This is a genomic window from uncultured Streptococcus sp., from assembly GCF_905372115.1.
In the GTDB taxonomy this organism is placed as follows: domain Bacteria; phylum Bacillota; class Bacilli; order Lactobacillales; family Streptococcaceae; genus Streptococcus.
The window spans coordinates 18,238-36,320 of the sequence record NZ_CAJPNR010000002.1; the positions used below are offsets into that span (position 1 = coordinate 18,238).

Below are 18,083 nucleotides of genomic sequence, written 5' to 3' on the forward strand. Positions count from 1 at the left end.
GCTCATGGAAGCTACACAGATATCAATACAAGGTCGTTTAATCGGTGCCTCAGAGGTTAAAGACTTTTCGTCCGGTCTAAGCACAGGTCAAACACAATTATCTATCGGGGCACGAACTTTAGATGGTCGTTTCAGTCAAACTAATATCAAAGTTGATTTGGTAAATACTTCTGACTTCGCATCATTCTTCGACGAAAAAGTAGAAATCATTCTTGAAAATGTTTCTATCAATGCATATACCAGTGGAAATCGTGCTGCGCTTTCAATAAAAGCTAAGTCTGCTTTTATTGAATTGGTTTAATGGGTAATGGGGAGTATCTCCCCTTATCCTTAGAAAGGAATTATTATATGTCGTTTATATCTTGGTTGATTATCTTATTTGCTGGATTTCTTTATTTAGCTCTTAGGGTAAGTGAAATTAGAGAAAAGCAGAAACAGGCTCAGGCGCTTCAGTTAAACCTTCCAACAATCACAGCAGATATTGAACAGGTAATTGAAGAAAGCTCCACTGTTTCAGGTCAAAAACTTCTTATTGATAGTCGCTACATTCGATTCTTGAAAAGTAACGATGACAATAGCTCTCACCTTGTTAGTTTTCCAATTTTGTTATCAAAGGAACCTGATATCAATGAAGAAAGCTATGTTCAACAAGTCTTTCTAATACAGTTTAACAAATACCTAGCTGAATCTACAACCTATGAAAGCTGGTCAGACAAAGGGCAGTGGCTTTCTGTTACGCCTCAATTTGGAAAACGGTTACGGTATAACAATCAGTATTATCTAAATTTGGGAATTCAGTTTTCTTACACTTCTAAATAGGAGTATTAACAGATGAAATGCTTTCTTGATAAAAATCTATTTGAGTACAGAAATCATTTTTTCTGGGATATACCAGTTGAGCGTGTACCTCACGCTCTTTTGGTAGGCTCCTCAGGATCAGGTAAGACCTATGCAACAAAGGTCTTTTTAGCAAGGTTTGCTTGTACCTACCCAGAAGCAACGTTCCTTATTGGTGATTACAAAGCTGATACCGACTTTGCCTTTCTAAATGGCTGTAAAGGATTTAAGCGATTTGATGAGGTTTCAGAATTACTTACTCTAGGATTAAAAATCCTTGAAAATCGCCAAAAAGGAATCGATAGATCCAGAGAAATTGTAGTGGTTTGCTTCGATGAGTTCAATGCGTGGCAAAATAGCCTAGACAAAAAGGAGCGTGAACAAGCTATTAAAGACTATACTCGCCTTATTCAACTAGGACGGTCCTTTTCAATTTTTGTCATTATTTCCCAGCAAGATGCCCATAAAGCAAGCTTGGGGTTATCACGTGATTCTATAGGTACAGTAATTGCACTAGGCAAATTATCTAAAGAAACGGTCTCAATGCTCTTCTCTGATGAAAAAGATGACATTGTGCGAAACAATCCAAGAGGTGTCGGCTACATGAAGATAGATGGGCAAGATAGTCGTCATATACTTGTACCAAGTCACAATATACCTCCTTTAGAAAAACTGATTCGGGAGGCTGTTCAACGTTCAGACTGCTATTTTCTTGATGAAGAGGCTGTTGCCCCGTAGCTCAAAAGCGGAGGATCAGGCCTACAGCCTCGCCAGCTTTAGCTGGCTGTTATACGGGGGACATGTAATAACCCCCGTTCCATTGTCACCTAAATTCTTTGCTTTAGAAATCTCACTTTAGGTAAAGAACTTCTCTCTACTTTAAAAAGCTCTCAAATCAAGTCTTTTCATACTTGATAAAACTTAGGGTGCTTATTCCTTGAAATAGTGGAATAATTAAAATATAGGAATTTCGCTACTCAAGCAATAGTTAACAAAAACAATCCTTACCGCCATGTTAACTTTCACTCATTAGGCGGACTGAAAGAAGGAGACTATGTCTTATAAAAATGAAATTGAAGAGTATCTTCAAAAAAACAATAACCGCAAGCCAGTCATCATGACTAGCATCGATGAAGCTACATTTGTCATCAAACCGACAGAAGATACTGTGGGAGAATACCCAGATAATTGGCATCAAATTGCTTTATCGCTATCTGAAACAGTGGCAGAAAAGCTATCCCTCCCAGTTCTATTTGGAGATTATGTTCCACTGAAAACCTCACCAGCAGGCTATACTGACGGATTTGCCTTTCAGAATCTCCCCTATTACTTTGCGATTGCTTGGCATCAAACTAATTTCACTATGGGGATTATCCTGAAATTTTCTGCATCGGCTTTGTCTCACTATAAAGCCTCCTATCAAGACTATTATAGTGAAGCAATTGACGTTCACAATATAGCACAAATGCTGTACGCTGACTATTATGACTTGCGCCTCTCTCGTATTGACCTTGCTGTTGATTACTTTAATTATCCAATGTCTGTCAATGAACTTTACCAAAGTATGAAAGGTAAGCGATATATCATTACCAATCACAAGGGATGTAAAAATGTTTCTAACATTAGCGCTCAAGAAGTAAATGGTCAGGCGCAAACGATATATATTGGTAGCAAGAAAAAGAATGTAAATGCTCTGTTGCGTATCTATAACAAGTATCAGGAACAATTAGACAATCAAGGTCGCTATATGCACTTAACTAAGTATTGCAATTCTTGGGTCCGTATGGAAGCTTCTTACAAAGGAACTTATAGCAATCAAATACTAGCCTTACTTCTTGATATTGATAGCCCTCAAGATTTGAGCAAGCTCATTGTTAATAAAATGATTGACAAGTATTGTTTTCATGACACCAAGACTGGTCAGTCTTTACCATTCACTAGTGACTTGCTTAAAGGATTTGGTAACTTCCCAGAACTTGAATCTTTGATCTCCCGAAATAATGACCTTTTATCAACCATTTCTTATTTAATGAAGGGGAGTGGGTTCTTTCCTCTTCTGAAAAAAGTTGAAGAAATCTGGGGGACAAAAGCCCGTAATCACTTTATCATTAGGCTAATTCAAGAGTATGAGACCAACTACACTCCCAACCCAGATGTAGGGATATGGTTAAATAAATTTGGTGAGAAACTTGAGAAACTCAATTTTGAAGATTTTTTTGAAGATGCCTTACAAATCTTTTACCAAAAAAACAACATCACTCCTAAAGATTCCGCCAAGAAGCAAAAGAGTGATGTTGCAGATTAGAAGAGATAGGCAGTAGCTTACCCCTATTGCCATTATCTCATATTTCATGCAGTAAAGAAAGTGAGAACAATATGATTGTATTAGTGACGAAAGAAGACATTATGCGACTAACAGGATATTCTAAATCACAAGCTCAAAGTCTAATTCGTAAAGCCAAAGCTGACTTAGTCCAAAATGGCTTTTCTTGGTACGATAATAAACGTGTCGGACGGGTTCCCTTAAAATCGATTGAACATATTCTTGGTTTTGACTTAACACCTAAACATGATATAATAGACACTGTACTGGAAGGTACTACTATTGATGAAGGAGTTCAAAATGGTAGTAACTAGACAAAAAAATAAAAAATGGAGGGTTGATATAAGTGATGGCTATAATGCCGTAACTGGCAATCAAAAGCGTCACAGAAAAACAGATTTTAAATCTCGGAAAGAAGCTGAAAGGTATGAAGCTGACTATCGCATCAATAAACTTCATCAAATTAGCCACAAGGATAAAATCTCAATTTCCTATTTGTATACCTTGGTACAGGAAGAAGATGAACTGCGTGGCAATAAGAGAGGGACAATCGATAGCCAAGAGTCCTACTACCGTGTTTACATGTCAAGGTACTTTAAGAATGCTGATATGAGAGCTGTCTCTTTGACAGATATCAAAGAGTATCGCAACTGGCTCAAAAGTCAACCAAGTGTAAAAGGCGGAACATTGACCAACTCTCACGTTAACCAGCAAATGATTTTTGTCCATAAAATGTTTGATGTAGCAGTCGCTAATCATATTCGGCAAGATAATCCTTGTAATGGATTGAGACGATTAACACAGCAACATAAAGAAATGGCGTACTATACACCTGAACAGTTCAAACAATTTGATTCACTTTTTGAAGAGAATGAATATTCTTTCCAACTGTTGTATCGTGTTTTGATGTATACAGGAATGCGTATTGGGGAAGCTCTTGCCTTAACTTGGGAACAAGTCAATCTTGATGAAAATTATATTGATGTCAAATACTCTGCTTATTACCGAAATGGTCAAGTGCATATTGGAACAGTGAAAACAACACAATCTAATCGGCGAATTTATATCCATCGTGCCTTCGTGAAAGAATTAAAACAATGGAAAAATCAGCAATATGAATTGTTACAAGAGTTTACAAGCAATCCTAATAGTTTGCAGATTTATCAGACCACTCCTGAAGTGTTGACTGGACCAAATGTATCAAATTTCAAAGCAATTCTAAAGAAACGCCTACCTGATAATTTAAAGTTGATACGTAATCATGACTTCAGACATTCTCATGCTGCATTTCTAGTTTCTCAAGGCTTACGAAATGGAGAAGGTAAAGACTACATTTTCTTTACTTTGATGAAACGATTAGGACACAGTTCTATTAACACCACAATAAATGTTTACTCACATTTATTCCCAACTCAGCAAAAAGAAATAGCCTCTGCCTTTGAAAATTTTTAACAATAAGGCAAAATAAGGCAACAAAAATTTACAATCAAGGTCTAACCCCTTGATACGAAAGGAATCTTAAAACTATTATGATGAACATGCAAAGCATGATGAAGCAAGCACAAAAGCTTCAAAAACAAATGGAAAAAGGACAGGCAGAACTGGCTGCAACAGAATTTACCGGCAAATCAGCCCAAGATTTAGTCGTTGCTAAACTGACTGGCGATAAAAAGGTAGTCAGCATTGACTTCAATCCAGCTGTTGTGGATCCTGAAGATTTAGAAACTCTGTCAGAGATGACTGCGCAAGCCCTGAATCACGCGCTGGCTCAGATTGATGATGCTACTCAGAAGAAAATGGGCGCTTTCGCAGGCAAATTGCCATTTTAAGCAAGATAAATAACCTTCCAAACTTGACTAAACATAAGTCAAGCAATACTCGAACCAGCAAAAAAGACTGAAGAATCTCAGTCTTTTTTGATTTATAGTCGTTTTCTCACTAGTCCACTACACAAAATTAAGCAAATCCGCTGCCTTACTCATCAAAAGCAGGGCATAGTCGGGATTATTTTGCAGCTCCTTGATAGAGCTCTGCACCAGCTCCAAATCGTCGGTAATCATGCCATCAACGCCCAAGCGGAAGGATTTACCGATACTGTCTGCATCATTGATGGTCCAGTCATAAAGCTTCTTATCCGTCGTCCATAGCTTATCGACAAAGTTTTCATCGAGGGTCGAATACTCCATCGTATAGCCGGAAGCCTGTGTCCGTGGGAAAATAGTATTGTAGGGCAGGATAAAGAAGGTCGGTATGCTCTTATCATACTGGACTGTCTTGTCAATAACCTGATAGTCCAAAGACTGAATCTGGTGGCCATAAACCTTGATATTGGCTCCGTATTGGCTCAGGAAACGGTCCATCATATCAGCTGAGTCCAAGCTACTGGTCTTGATTTCTATCAAGAGTCGTTGCCCCATTTGATTAGCTCGTTTGAGATAAGCATCAAAGCTGGAAATTTTGGCAGTGTGTCCATTTTCTGAAATATCTAAAGCCATCAGCTCTTGCAGAGTCAGCTCTTGCGGTCTGGCATCGACACCGGCCAAGGCTTTTAGATTGGCATCGTGCATCATGACAAACTGGCCATCCTTGGTCTCCTGAACATCCATTTCGATATAATCTGGCTTGAGCAGGGCGGTTTTCTCTAGCGACTCAACTGTATTCTGGACACCATTTCCCTGCGAAACTCCACGGTGTGAGATAGTCAGAGGGACATTTTCCAAGGGAAGATTGAGATAGACAAATCCTTCAAGGGCAAAGACAGAGCTAGTGACCAAAAGGATAAACCAACGCATGAGAGGCAGGCCTTTTCTGTAGCGATATTCAGACAGCTTGCTGTCTGTCAGAAAAGCCACAAACTTAATCAAAAAGTAGGCTACCATGAAGTAATAAACCAGCTTGATGAGGCAGTAATTGACAACCGCTGCTATCAAGGCTATCTGATTGGACTGGCCATCCGCATACTGCTGCAACACTAAAATCGGAATACTGCTCAAAAGAAAGAAGAGAAAGCTCTTAGCCAGTATCCAAAAGAGCTGCCAAGTATAGCGAATCAAGTGCCCCTTGGTCTTCTCCAAACTATACCTAATCGCATCTCGGAGGCGGAAATGCTCAAAAAAGAGTTTGGGCAGGGCAAACATTAGGCGGACAGCTATCAAAAAAAGCAGAAAACCTAAAGCATAGATTGATAATTTCATCCATAAGGCCGTCTTGAGATAGGTCACGATAAATTCTGGAATCAGAATTTTATTTAAGTAGTAGATTTTGAGAATTTGCCGCAGAAAGGGAAAGATAAAGCCCATATACAGTGCAATAAAGAGGACCTTGCTGGGCCTAGCGTAGCAAATCAGCGAGCCGCTGTCTTTGAAACTTTTCTTAATAAACTGAAAGGCGCTTCGTTCTTCCTCGTCCAGAAGATTGCGGAGCCCCATAAATATCAGTCCAATCTGAAAATAAGCGACAAAGAGATTGGCTGCAAAAAGCGCTAGAAAGGCCAAGCCAACCCAGACATTTGAAGTCAAAACCTTCAGGGCATTCGTATAAGATAAGAAGAGGTAGCCTGTCTGCTTGAGCAGAGTCTCTGCCGCAAAGGAGTTGAAAGGCACCCAGGCCAGCTCCATGAGCATAAAGACTGTGAAAAAGAGCAACAGAATTTTATCAAGATTGCGATAGAGACGTAAAAGTCCCAGTCTTTGTGATTTCATTTTTCTCCTTTATTTGTGAACGATACAAAACTTGCTTAAAAGCGATTCTTATTTAAAACAAGGTTGAGACAGATGTCCCAACCTTGTTTTTATTTTCCAAATAAACGTGCCCAGAAGCCCTTGCTTTCCTGCTCCTGCACCTTTTCCTTGGCTTCATCCAACTCCAACAGTAAGGTTTCACGCTCATTCATAGCCTTGGCTGTCAGCTGCTGCTGCTGATCCAGCTGTTTGTCCTTTTCAGCAATCTGGACATCCTTGATGCGCAACTGCTCATCTTTCTTAGCTAACTGGCTGTCCTTGGCCTTAAGCTGCTCATAGAGACGCACAATCTCAGCATTTTTTTCGTCAACCAAGATTTCCATCAGCTCGCGTTGCTTCACATCTTCGCTAACAGGTTCATCTTCAAAAATAGTTTTCTTATAAATCTCTTCCAGCTTAATCAAGCCGCTGCGGGTCACCACCGTGACTCCTTTTTCATTCTTTTCCGTATCTTCTGGCGGCAGTGCCTTGACACGATTGTTAATCGCCTGGCGGCTAACTCCAAGAATCTCGGCTAACTCGCTGACTGTCTTTTCAATTGCCATAATTTCCTCAAAAACTTTTTCTAGTTTGTAGATACCTAAATCTTATCATATCAAGCCTTAACTGTCAAATTTCACAATATTTTTTGAGCCTGACTCCTATCTTTTTAGCCCTTTTTTATGATACAATGAGACAGATTAGTCTAGTAAAAGAAATGAAAAAATCAAATGAATTTAGAAGCCTAGAGATGTTCAGCTACAACCTTCCAAGAACGTCTACAAGATAGCAAATCCTGCTCACCAAGGAAGCACAAGATTTCTGACTAACTGATAGAAACCACTCTCCACGAAAGGAAAAGACCAATGAAGTATTTCGACACAATCATCATCGGAGGAGGACCGGCTGGCATGATGGCTGCCATTTCCAGTTCTTTCCACGGGCAGAAGACCCTGCTCCTCGAGAAAAATAAACGACTGGGCAAGAAACTAGCTGGTACAGGTGGCGGGCGCTGCAATGTGACCAACAACGGAAACCTAGATGACCTCATGGCCGGAATTCCCGGTAACGGGCGCTTTCTTTACAGCGTCTTTTCCCAGTTTGACAACCATGATATCATCAACTTCTTTACAGAAAACGGTGTCAAACTCAAGGTCGAAGACCACAGCCGTGTTTTCCCAGCGACAGACAAGTCCCGCACCATTATCGAATCTTTGGAAAAGAAAATTGCAGAGCTGGGCGGCACTGTCATCACCAATACTGAAATTGTCTCCGTCAAAAAAACTGATGAGCTTTTTACTGTCAGATCCAGCGACCAGACTTGGACCTGCCAGAAATTGATTGTGACGACTGGCGGCAAGTCCTACCCTTCAACTGGCTCGACAGGATTTGGCCACGATATTGCCCGACACTTCAAGCACACAGTGACTGACCTGGAAGCTGCTGAAAGTCCTCTTCTGACTGACTTTCCTCACAAAGCGCTTCAGGGGATTTCGCTAGACGATGTGACCCTGAGCTACGGAAAGCATGTCATTACCCACGACCTGCTCTTTACCCACTTTGGCCTATCAGGTCCGGCAGCCCTGCGCTTGTCTAGCTTTGTCAAAGGCGGCGAAACTATCTATCTGGATCTTCTGCCGCAGATGAGGAAGCAGGATTTGGCAGATTTTTTAGAAGAACATCGGGAAAAATCTCTGAAGAACTGTCTGAAAATCCTCCTACCCGAACGAATGGCAGACTTTTTTGCCCAGCCCTTTCCCGAGAAAGTCAAACAACTCCATATCAGTGAAAAAGAGGACCTCATCATGCAAGTCAAAGAACTGCCCATCCCTGTCACTGGCAAAATGTCCCTGGCCAAGTCCTTTGTCACCAAGGGCGGTGTCAGCCTCAAAGAAATCAATCCTAAAACTCTGGAAAGCAAGCTGGTTCCCGGCCTCCACTTCGCTGGAGAGGTCCTAGACATCAATGCCCACACGGGCGGCTTTAACATCACCTCCGCCCTCTGCACCGGCTGGGTGGCAGGAAGCTTGCATTATGAGTGATTGTTTAGATTCCACCATTCATCTCAAACAAAAGGAAGAAACAAATGAATCGACTGGAAAATGTAGAATTCGTCAATATGTGCATGATTTATGACGGAGAAAAAGTTCTCGTCCAAGAACGAGTGAAGTCTGACTGGCCCGGCATCACTTTTCCTGGCGGGCATGTAGAGCGTGGAGAATCTTTTACCGATGCAGTTATCAGAGAAGTCAAAGAAGAAACTGGATTAACCATATCCAAGCCTCAACTTTGCGGCATAAAGGATTGGTATGATGATAAAGATTTTCGTTATGTCGTCCTGCTCTATAAGACAAGGCACTATTCTGGTGTACTGCAATCCTCAGATGAAGGAAAGGTCTGGTGGGAAGATTTTAAAAATCTGTCCCATTTAAAGCTAGCAACAAGTGACATGTCTGATATGCTGCGTGTTTTTTTAGAAGACGATTTAAGTGAATTCTTTTACTATAAAGACGATGACGACTGGCTTTATGACTTGAAGTAGAAATTCTAGGCTAGGAAATTCCTAGCCTATTTATTTCGCATTTGTCCGAACGTAAACTGCAATCACATCTGCTGTGTACTGGGCAGAGCCCGGTCCAAATTGATCGATATTCTTCTTGAATTCTGGATTGTGGACATAGCCCTGACCGATGTGGGCAAAGACTTGCAGTGAGCAGTCAAAGCCATAAGTGCGAATGGCTTGCAAGAGACGCGCTGCCTGCTCTTGATTTTCTGCTGCTTCAACTGGCAAGCCTTGCTGCATATTCTCTGCCAGACTTTGAAAAACTTGATTGAAAGCTGCGGCAGATTCTTCTTCCCGTCCATTTTGACGAGCCAATGCTTCTGACATGACTTCTTGACCGTATTCTTCGACAGCATCTTGATGGTATTTGTGATTGTCTTCGTAGGTAAAACCTGCGAATTTTTCTTTCATTGTCATCTTTCTTTCTCCCTTTTCATCTTGGATGGTTTTTTGCAAGGTGGAAATCAAGGTATCCAAGCGGTCTCTTTCCTGCTGCAAATACTCTAACTGCCTAACCAGATGCGGCAATAAAGCCTGTTCATCCTGACTCAGCAGCTCTGCTATTTTCTCCAAAGAAAAACCAAGATACTTATAGTAAAGGATGACCTGCAGCCTCTCTAAATCAGCTTGGCTGTATGTCCGATAGCCATTTTCTGATTTGGCTGGGACTAACAGTCCGATTTTATCATAATGATGCAGGGTTTTTACAGAGACAGCTGACAGTTGTGCTGCTTCTTTGATCTGATACATGTAATTGCCTCCTTGCCTAACTAGTATATACCATGACCTAAGGGGAGGGTCAAGCTTTTTTAGAAAATTTTCTACAATGTTACTTTATTTTCAAACCTCGATAACGATTAAGCGTGGCATAAAATTCCTGTTTTCTTGGTAAAGCTAAGTTGCCGGGATGTCCAGTATAAGGTGAGACAGCATCTAATCCAAATTCTTCAATGTGTTGATAAAGTTGTTCAATCGCTTCTGATAAAGAAGAATGGTCATTTAAAAAACGATTTTTAAAATAGGCTAACATAACAGCAAGAGCATTAGTTTGACTGTCATCAACTAACTGCTCTAATCCAGATAAATCAATCGTTTCCCAACCATAAAGAAGATGCAGTCTTCCCTTAGCTCTTAGACGATCTTCCTTACCAGATAAAGGGAAACTAGAACTAAGAGGAACCCGCCTACTAAGGATTTCAAAGGGTTCCACAGAATCTTCCCGATTATAAGAATCAGTTGCTGCAATATTTTTTGCCTTAGCCGTGACATCTTTAGGTAGGTATTCATCCATCATAATAACTCTGTCAGCAATTTCAAAATAATCGCCTGAGCCGCCAATAATTAAAATAGTTGATACCCCTAAATCTTTATAGAGATATTGTACTCTATTAACAAAAGGTGTGATTGGTTCTTTTTCTTTGACAATCAGCTGCTGCATCCTTCTATCACGAATCATAAAATTCGTAGCCGATGTATCTTCATCAATGAGAAGCAAAGATGCCCTAGCTTCCAATGCTTCCACAACATTCGCAGCCTGCGAAGTACTGCCGCTGGCATTCATGGTTGAAAATTGTTTTGTAACTTTATTACCAGGCAAATGATTAATAAAGGGACTGATATCTACCTTTTGAATAGAGCGGCCATCTTCCGCACGAATTTTTACTGCATCAGAAACCGTTAGTACAAATTCACGACCATCATTAGGAATATGGTTATAAACACCACGTTCAAGTGCCTGCAAAACTGTCGACTTTCCGTGAAAACCGCCACCCACGAGCAAGGTAATTCCTTTTTTTATGCCCATGCCAGTCACAGTTTTTCCGCTTGGTAAATGAAATTCTATTTCCAGATTAGCCGGACTTTGAAAAGGTTTGGCTCCTATCAAAGGCTTATCTGAAATTCCGCTTTCTCTTGGTAAAATTGATCCATTTGCTATAAACGAGACTAAATTTTGTTTAGGTAATTCTTCTCTGAGATATTTTTGATCCAAAATAAGATCAATCTGAGTTCGTAAAGCTGTCTGATTTAGATGACGATAGAAAAGAGCTTGCTTAATGATTTCTGGAAGAATATCTTGAAAAATTCGATTTGCCGCTTTTCCTAAAATGCGTCTCCCAGCAGCTGGTAGACCAACTTCAAAACGAACTTCAATCTGATTATCTTTTATTAAAACAGCTGTTCGCTCCAACATTTCTTGGCCACAGCAGTCAATCATAATGAGACCGCTGGTACCTGTCCCTTTTACTGAATGATTAAATTTTTGGCTTTGTTTATAAAAGTTTCGTGTTAAAAAATCCGAAACAGCAATTCTCTTATTCTTTTGATTGATGTACTCTTTGGGAATGTCCACTGTTTCACGCTGTATAAGAATTCTCATCTTTGATGGTGGAGCGTAGGGATCTACCTGAACATGATCAATCGCTAAAATATAATCAGGAAACCGATAAAAACCTTTTATTCTTTTATAACCTGAGTAGCTTTGCCCATCTATAGACAGCAATAACTGCTGAAGTTTTTTATATTCTTTCAAAACGAAACCTCCTTTTTAATGATTTAATCGACTTGCAAAAACCAGCATATAAAGAACGATGGCACCTGCCAAAATAACATAAGCCCATTGCAGACCAAAGTTTTCAGATAAAAGACCACTCAATACAGGGCCCATCATCATGCCGACAGAATAAGCTGTATTATAAATCGCAAATGTGAAACCATAGCTAGCATTTTCTTTTTCCTGAGCTAAATCAGCCATACGAGGCAGACTAGGTGCAAGAATCATTCCCATACCGATGCCAATCAGACTCAAAGCTGCTATTTCTAAATAGATATTGCTAGGAAGAGTGACAAATGCCATAGCTAGCGCAGTGATAATGAAACCTAGAACGGTCATCCTTGCATGACCTAATTTTGTAGAGAGTCTCCCAATCAGAGGAGCAATGACTGCATAAGCAATCGTAGGCACAGCAAAAAGTAATCCTATAACAAGTGGTGTAGCATGAAATACTGCTTCAAATCTAGCGGGTAAAGTCGGCTGCAGGGCACTTGGAACCGCAGCACCAATCATGACAGCACCGACTATCAATAGAAACTGCTGATTTCTTAACAGTTCAAATGGCTGCTGTTCTGTTTGTTTCTCTCTATGCGGCTCTTCTTTCAATAAAAGAAGACGCAGCAAACCATCTAAAACAGCCACACCTGCTGCTACAAAAAATGGAAACATATAACCACCGATTTGATAGAGCCAGCCGCCCAGACTTGGGCCAACAAGAATCCCTATAGCTTGGCCTGATAAGGCAATTCCCATAGCTTGCCCTCTCTCTTCAGATGGATAAAAATCTGCCAAGAGAGCCAAACCAGCTGTCCATGTGATTGCAGCAGCACAACCTTGTAAAATACGAGCTAAAAGCAAAAACCAAAAAGTATTTGCAAAAGCAAAGAGTAGAGTTGCAGCTGCCAAACCAAGAATTCCCCAAAGCATCGGCCCTCTACGACCAAGCTTATCAGAAATCATTCCAAAAATAGGAGTTGTGATTAATAGGGCTAAAGCATAGCTTCCAAATAGAAAGCCCAAAGCTGTCTGGGAAATCCCTAAAGAACCTGCGTAAATTGGTAGGATTGGCACAATCATACCATGAATAAACATGTCTGTAAAAACGGCTAAAGTGACAACAAATAAAGCTTTTTTTCGATTGGTATTTAAATTTTCTTGTTTTTTCATAGTGATTCCTTTCAATATATAAATCTTTAGATTGCATTGTCAAACCACCATTGCCAGCTTCCTCCACCACCGATAACAATCATTTCAGTTAACTGTCTAAAACTCTGAAACAACAGTATCCTTTTTTGATAATCATTCATTTTTACTCCTCTTTGTATATTCTAAATTGAATATGAGAGTAGTTTTTAAGAGTTAGAATGTTTTCTAACCCTCTACTTCTCTTCAGTTTGCAAATAGTCTTGAGCCTGCTTGATAAAATCTCGTTGGGCACGAACCATCGCCAGCATATGATCAAAAATTAGTTGTACCATAGGCGATATTTGATTGTTCAAAGCTTCTCGTTTTTGTTCCCATCCCTGCAAAATAAGCATTTCTTCCCGATCTAACTTATTTTCCTGCTCCTGCAGGGCTAAGCTCACCTCATCATCTGATAATTGCTCATAAAAAGACAAACCGGCATATAAAGCCGAGGGATAAGTAAGGGCTGGGCTTTCCAAAGCTTCACGAACAAGTTCTTTTAAATAGACTCTTCCCTGATCAGTTATCTGATAAACCACTTTTTGGCGATGACCTGTCTGCTCAACACTAGAAATAGTAATATATCCTTTATGCTCTAATTTCTTTAGAGCATGATAGATAGAGCCTACTTGAACAGCTCCCCATCTTTGAGCATCTGTTGTCTGCATCATTTGCTGAATATCGTAACCCGACATTGCTTTCATATCCAAGATAGCTAATACTAATAATTTTGTCATCATCTCACACCTATAGTCAACATTGAATATTCTTAAAAAATTATAACAACTTTCATAAAAGATGTCAAGTACTCCAACAAACAAAAAAACAACCTCCTAGATCAAGTCCAGAAGGTTAATTCTCTATTTCCAGGAAACCATGGCAATAAAGCCCAGTTTTTCCTGATTTTTTTGGAACATCTTAAACATCTTCATAAACTGGCCGTAGTTCTCTTTTTTAAGGGCATTGAAGCAGATTTTCAGAGTGCCGCCCAGTCCTTCGTCATATATCATCCCTCGAAGGCTCATCAAGGTCATTTCACCGACAAAGGTGTCCACACGGTCAAAAGCATGAGAACGTGCTAGCTGAATCCAAGATCCCTCGGTTAGAGGCCCCACATTGACATTAATCGCACGAGATAGCTCTTCTCGGACATTCTCATCTTTTTGCTTGAGCATGACGTCGTGGGTGAGGAGCACTCCACCTGGCTTCAGCACCCGGTAGTACTCATCCATACATTTGGCCTTCCCCTTATCCGTCTGCATGGTCAGCATGGCTTCATTGATAACAATATCAAAAGAATTGTCATCATAAGGCAGCTTCATAGCATTAGCCTGCTCAAATGTGACGAGTTCACTCACACCAGCCTTGTCTCCATTAAGCTTAGCCTGAGCCAGCGCAGCCTTATCCAAATCAACTGCAGTAATTTGGCAGCCATATGTTTTAGCTAGCTCGATCGTTGTGGTCCCCATATTGCAGGCGACTTCTAGAACTTTCTTATCGCTGGAAAACTGCCCCTGCTCAATCAGCCAGTCTGTTGCCAGCTTGCCACCGGGACGAAGACGTTTCTTTCCTAATTTTGCTAAAAATTTATGACCTGCTTCTGCCATTTCCGAACCTCCATAATTTTGATTGGTTCCATTATAGCATAAAATATTATATTTTCAGACAATTCTTAGAATTTAGCAGAAAAACAGACCGAATCGAACGATTCAATCTGTCTTGTGTCTTCTTTACAAGCCAAGAAATCCAGCTAGATAGCGCAGCAAGGCCACCAAGACTACACCAAACACAACAGTTGTAATTAAGTTCTTATACTTAAAAGCCACATAGCTAGTCGGTAAAACGGCCATTAAATCCAGCCATTTAAAGCTCGGCAACTGACCTGTTTTAGCATTGGTGACACTGGATAAAATAAGGGCAAAGATAATGGAAACTGGCAGATATTTGAGAAAACGCTCTACCATGGGCGGAAGCCCCTTGTACTTGACTAGGATAAAGGGCAAAACCCGCGGAATCCAAGTGACCAGGGCTGACAAAAGAATAGCCTGCAAAATATATTTACTTATCATCCAAAAGCACCCCCACTGTACAGCCTAGCAAGGTTGCAAAAAGCACCGCCAGCGAATTTTGAAGCAGCATGGTCATGAGCAAGTAGGCAAGACCCACCACGCCCAAGACGAAAAAGAGCTTCTTTATCTTGACCCGGCGCAGCATGATTGTAAACTGAGAAGAGAAAATGCCAATAAACATGGCGACTAGGGCAAAGTCCAGGCCGAAGCTCTCAGGATTGGGCAGAAGGGCACCGAGGGCAGTTCCTAAAATAGTACCCAAAATCCAAGAAGCATAACTCATGAAATTGTTACCCATCATCCAGCTAGCAGCGATTTCCTCTGTATGTGCCCGCTCTCCCATCAAGACCCCATAAGATTCATCCGTCAAAAAAGAGCCAATGACAATATTCTGCATCAAGCTAGACTTCCGAAAAAAGGTTGACGCATGCAGACAAAGCAAAAGATGCCGAATATTGATGAGAAAAACAGTCAGTGCGATGGCCAAGACAGGCGCCTGCTGGGCAAATAAACCAATCATGGCAAACTGGGCACTGCCTGCATAAACCAGAATACTCATCAGTCCCATCTCCAAGGGATTCATATAGGGCGCCGCCATGATGCCGCAGGCTAGACCAATCCCAATATAGCCCAGAGCCGTTGGCACCGCCGCTTGTGCCCCTTGTTTAAATGTCTGTCCTCGCATTCTTCTCCTTTACTCCATCGTTTCAAAAGCCAGACTTGGCTTAGCATTGAGGTTCAAACTGGCAAAATTCTCCTTGTTCCATTCACTGACACTGGCATAAGCAATCATACCAGCATTGTCACCGCAAAGGCGCAGAGGCGGAATGATCACCCTAACATCCTGAATCTCAGCAGCCAAGCGTTCTCTCAAGCCTTGATTAGCCGCAACACCGCCCGCCACGACTAGAGTCTTGACTGGATATTTTTCCAGGGCTTTCTTAGTCTTGGCCATGAGAATATCCATAACCGCTGCCTGAAAGCTTGCTGACAGGTCTTGATTAGACAAGGCTTCTCCTTTTTGCTGGGCATTGTGATGCAGGTTGATAAAGGCCGACTTGAGACCGGAAAAAGAAAATTCCAGATTGTCTTCCTTGACCATGGCCCGCGGAAAATCATAAATATCCTGTCCCTCATGAGCTAACTGATCAATCTCCCGGCCTGCTGGATAGGTCAGCCCCATGACTCGACCGACCTTATCATAGGCTTCTCCGACCGCATCATCGCGGGTCTCACCCACAATCTTATAGTCACCAGCCTGACTGACATAGACCAGCTCAGTATGACCGCCGCTGACCAAGAGAGCCAGCAAGGGAAATTCCAAAGGTTCCACGCTCTGGGCTGCCATCAGGTGTCCAGCCATATGATTGACCGGAATCAAGGGAATATCATGAGCCCAGGCAAAGGACTTGGCCGCTGCCAAGCCGACCAGAAGCGCCCCAACCAGACCAGGACCGTAGGTAACGGCCACCGCTGTAACTTGCTCCTCGCTAATCCCTGCTTCTGCCAAGGCCTCCTCAATGCAAACCGTAATAACCTCCACATGGTGACGGCTGGCCACTTCCGGTACCACTCCGCCAAAACGCTTGTGACTCTCAATCTGGCTGGCAATGACATTGCTCAAAAGCTCCGTCTCATTCTTCAGAACCGCCACACTGGTCTCGTCGCAAGATGTCTCAAAAGCTAAAATATATCTATCTTTCATGGATCTCTCTTTTCATGACAATCGCATCTTCCACCGGTACATGGTAGTAGGCCTTCCGCCGCGCGATTTCTTCAAATTTTTCTTTTTTGTAAAATAGCAGAGCTGGCTTGTTTGACTCCCTCACTTCGAGGAAAATTTCTTTGTCTGCTGGCAAAAAGTCAAACAAGGCTGTCGCGATTTTCTGCCCCTGATAGTTAGGCAATACAGCAATCTGCAGAACTTCTGCTTCAAAGTCTGTATCCTGCCAGACTAAAAAGCCGACAAGCTGACTCCCATCTTCTGCTAGCGCACAGCTGTACACATCCGAGAGCAGGACCTCTTCCAATTGACCCACAGTCCAAGGGCTGACCGCATAGACTGCAAGTAAGAGCTGTTCCAGCTCTTCTGCTAGAACTGCCACGTCCACATCCGAGCTGTCGCTCCATTTTCTCAACTTAATCATAGGCGCTGAATGTAAGAATCGCTGGATTCCTTGTGATTCTTGAGCCAATTTTCCTCGGCTTCTACCCGCTTGAGATAGTTAGGAACAAAGTCATGAATGGACTGGGCTGGCAGGTCTAAACCGAGACGACCAACAGCCACCGCGTTTGGCAAGCTTGGCTGAATGGCAGCCTGAGGAAGAGCCGCTTCAATCTGCTCCGTAAAAGCTGCTGTCTCTCCGACAAAGGTGACTGACTGGTTAGCAGCGCCAGCTATTTCCAAAACCTCTGCCAAAGGCAGATGAGCTTCCGGCCGCACAGCCTGACCAGACTGGTAAAAGCCAGCATAGACATTATTTCGGCGGGCATCCATGATGGGAATGACCAAACCTTCCGCCTGCTCTGGGACTAAAGCCAGCAAACTAGACACACCAACCAGCTCAATCTTGAGGGTATGAGCCAGAGTCTTGGCTGTCGCCACCGCCATTCGCAGACCTGTGTAGCTGCCCGGACCCTGAGCAACTACGATACGATCCAAATCCGTCGGCTTCATGTCCAGACTATTCATCAGAAAATCAATAGCCGGCATCAGGGTAATGCTGTGGTTTTTCTTTATATTTAAAGTCATCTGCGCCAGCAAGGTCTCGTCCTCTAAAATCGCGAGCGTCAGCGCCTTACTTGACGTATCAAAAGCTGCAATCTTCATGCTTAT

21 protein-coding genes are annotated in these 18,083 nt (G+C 41.9%); 9 read left to right on the forward strand and 12 right to left on the reverse strand.

Features of this window, described 5'->3' with window-relative positions; translation table 11 throughout:
• Window positions 1-4 precede the first annotated feature (4 nt).
• The 7 genes from QZ169_RS01000 (at window position 5) to QZ169_RS01030 (ending at window position 4,989) form a co-directional block, all read left to right on the forward strand.
• Complete coding sequence (locus tag QZ169_RS01000) at window positions 5-301, forward strand: hypothetical protein (RefSeq protein WP_032913012.1); 297 nt, start codon at window positions 5-7, stop codon at window positions 299-301.
• 47 nt (window positions 302-348) lie between these two features.
• Complete coding sequence (locus QZ169_RS01005) at window positions 349-819, forward strand: RNA-binding protein (protein ID WP_295504259.1); 471 nt, start codon at window positions 349-351, stop codon at window positions 817-819.
• Between the two features lie 12 nt (window positions 820-831).
• Complete coding sequence (locus QZ169_RS01010; protein ID WP_295504261.1) at window positions 832-1,575, forward strand: cell division protein FtsK; 744 nt, start codon at window positions 832-834, stop codon at window positions 1,573-1,575.
• A gap of 316 nt (window positions 1,576-1,891) precedes the next feature.
• Entirely contained in the window at window positions 1,892-3,142 is a 1,251-nt protein-coding gene (locus tag QZ169_RS01015) for a replication initiation factor domain-containing protein (protein ID WP_295504262.1), read from the forward strand.
• 71 nt (window positions 3,143-3,213) lie between these two features.
• Complete coding sequence (locus QZ169_RS01020) at window positions 3,214-3,474, forward strand: DUF3173 family protein (RefSeq protein WP_002919731.1); 261 nt, start codon at window positions 3,214-3,216, stop codon at window positions 3,472-3,474.
• On the forward strand, window positions 3,461-4,612 hold the full coding sequence (locus tag QZ169_RS01025; RefSeq protein WP_295504265.1) for a site-specific integrase: 1,152 nt from the start codon (window positions 3,461-3,463) through the stop codon (window positions 4,610-4,612). Before QZ169_RS01020 ends, QZ169_RS01025 begins: the two co-directional genes overlap by 14 nt.
• A gap of 77 nt (window positions 4,613-4,689) precedes the next feature.
• Window positions 4,690-4,989, forward strand: a complete 300-nt coding sequence (locus tag QZ169_RS01030; protein ID WP_002919734.1) for a YbaB/EbfC family nucleoid-associated protein — start codon at window positions 4,690-4,692, stop codon at window positions 4,987-4,989.
• Window positions 4,990-5,106: 117 nt separating this feature from the next.
• On the opposite strand, the gene QZ169_RS01035 is transcribed toward QZ169_RS01030, so the two are convergent.
• Both QZ169_RS01035 and QZ169_RS01040 read right to left on the reverse strand, forming a co-directional pair.
• Window positions 5,107-6,861, reverse strand: a complete 1,755-nt coding sequence (locus QZ169_RS01035) for a glycerophosphodiester phosphodiesterase (protein WP_295504268.1) — start codon at window positions 6,859-6,861, stop codon at window positions 5,107-5,109.
• An 89-nt stretch (window positions 6,862-6,950) separates the two neighbouring features.
• On the reverse strand, window positions 6,951-7,445 hold the full coding sequence (locus QZ169_RS01040; protein WP_002896624.1) for a DUF536 domain-containing protein: 495 nt from the start codon (window positions 7,443-7,445) through the stop codon (window positions 6,951-6,953).
• A 300-nt stretch (window positions 7,446-7,745) separates the two neighbouring features.
• On the opposite strand from QZ169_RS01040, the gene QZ169_RS01045 reads away from it, so the two are divergent.
• Together QZ169_RS01045 and QZ169_RS01050 are read left to right on the forward strand one after the other, a co-directional pair.
• Window positions 7,746-8,921 carry an NAD(P)/FAD-dependent oxidoreductase gene (locus QZ169_RS01045; protein ID WP_295504269.1) on the forward strand — a complete coding sequence of 392 codons (1,176 nt, stop codon included), beginning with the start codon at window positions 7,746-7,748 and terminating at the stop codon, window positions 8,919-8,921.
• A gap of 44 nt (window positions 8,922-8,965) precedes the next feature.
• Window positions 8,966-9,421, forward strand: a complete 456-nt coding sequence (locus QZ169_RS01050; RefSeq protein WP_295504272.1) for an 8-oxo-dGTP diphosphatase — start codon at window positions 8,966-8,968, stop codon at window positions 9,419-9,421.
• Window positions 9,422-9,451: 30 nt separating this feature from the next.
• Here QZ169_RS01050 and QZ169_RS01055 read toward each other — a convergent pair whose 3' ends face one another.
• The 10 genes from QZ169_RS01055 to tsaB all read right to left on the reverse strand — a co-directional run bounded on the left by QZ169_RS01055 (window position 9,452) and on the right by tsaB (window position 18,077).
• Entirely contained in the window at window positions 9,452-10,192 is a 741-nt protein-coding gene (locus QZ169_RS01055) for a MerR family transcriptional regulator (RefSeq protein WP_295504274.1), read from the reverse strand.
• 79 nt (window positions 10,193-10,271) lie between these two features.
• The gene (locus QZ169_RS01060; RefSeq protein WP_295504277.1) at window positions 10,272-11,972 is read right to left on the reverse strand and encodes an ABC-ATPase domain-containing protein; all 1,701 of its coding nucleotides are present in this window, start codon (window positions 11,970-11,972) and stop codon (window positions 10,272-10,274) included.
• 15 nt (window positions 11,973-11,987) lie between these two features.
• On the reverse strand, window positions 11,988-13,160 hold the full coding sequence (locus tag QZ169_RS01065; RefSeq protein WP_295504279.1) for an MFS transporter: 1,173 nt from the start codon (window positions 13,158-13,160) through the stop codon (window positions 11,988-11,990).
• A 212-nt stretch (window positions 13,161-13,372) separates the two neighbouring features.
• On the reverse strand, window positions 13,373-13,915 hold the full coding sequence (locus tag QZ169_RS01070) for a PadR family transcriptional regulator (protein WP_295504280.1): 543 nt from the start codon (window positions 13,913-13,915) through the stop codon (window positions 13,373-13,375).
• A 123-nt stretch (window positions 13,916-14,038) separates the two neighbouring features.
• Entirely contained in the window at window positions 14,039-14,785 is a 747-nt protein-coding gene (locus tag QZ169_RS01075) for a class I SAM-dependent methyltransferase (RefSeq protein WP_295504282.1), read from the reverse strand.
• 123 nt (window positions 14,786-14,908) lie between these two features.
• Window positions 14,909-15,247, reverse strand: coding sequence for an AzlD domain-containing protein (locus tag QZ169_RS01080; RefSeq protein ID WP_295504284.1), 339 nt, complete (start codon window positions 15,245-15,247; stop codon window positions 14,909-14,911).
• Entirely contained in the window at window positions 15,237-15,932 is a 696-nt protein-coding gene (locus tag QZ169_RS01085) for an AzlC family ABC transporter permease (RefSeq protein WP_295504286.1), read from the reverse strand. The genes QZ169_RS01080 and QZ169_RS01085 overlap by 11 nt, the downstream gene beginning before the upstream one ends.
• A 9-nt stretch (window positions 15,933-15,941) precedes the next feature.
• Window positions 15,942-16,952, reverse strand: a complete 1,011-nt coding sequence (tsaD, locus tag QZ169_RS01090) for a tRNA (adenosine(37)-N6)-threonylcarbamoyltransferase complex transferase subunit TsaD (RefSeq protein WP_295504288.1) — start codon at window positions 16,950-16,952, stop codon at window positions 15,942-15,944.
• Entirely contained in the window at window positions 16,942-17,394 is a 453-nt protein-coding gene (gene rimI, locus QZ169_RS01095) for a ribosomal protein S18-alanine N-acetyltransferase (protein ID WP_295504290.1), read from the reverse strand. The genes tsaD and rimI overlap by 11 nt, the downstream gene beginning before the upstream one ends.
• The gene (tsaB, locus tag QZ169_RS01100; RefSeq protein ID WP_295504292.1) at window positions 17,391-18,077 is read right to left on the reverse strand and encodes a tRNA (adenosine(37)-N6)-threonylcarbamoyltransferase complex dimerization subunit type 1 TsaB; all 687 of its coding nucleotides are present in this window, start codon (window positions 18,075-18,077) and stop codon (window positions 17,391-17,393) included. Before tsaB ends, rimI begins: the two co-directional genes overlap by 4 nt.
• Between the last annotated feature and the right edge of the window lie 6 nt (window positions 18,078-18,083).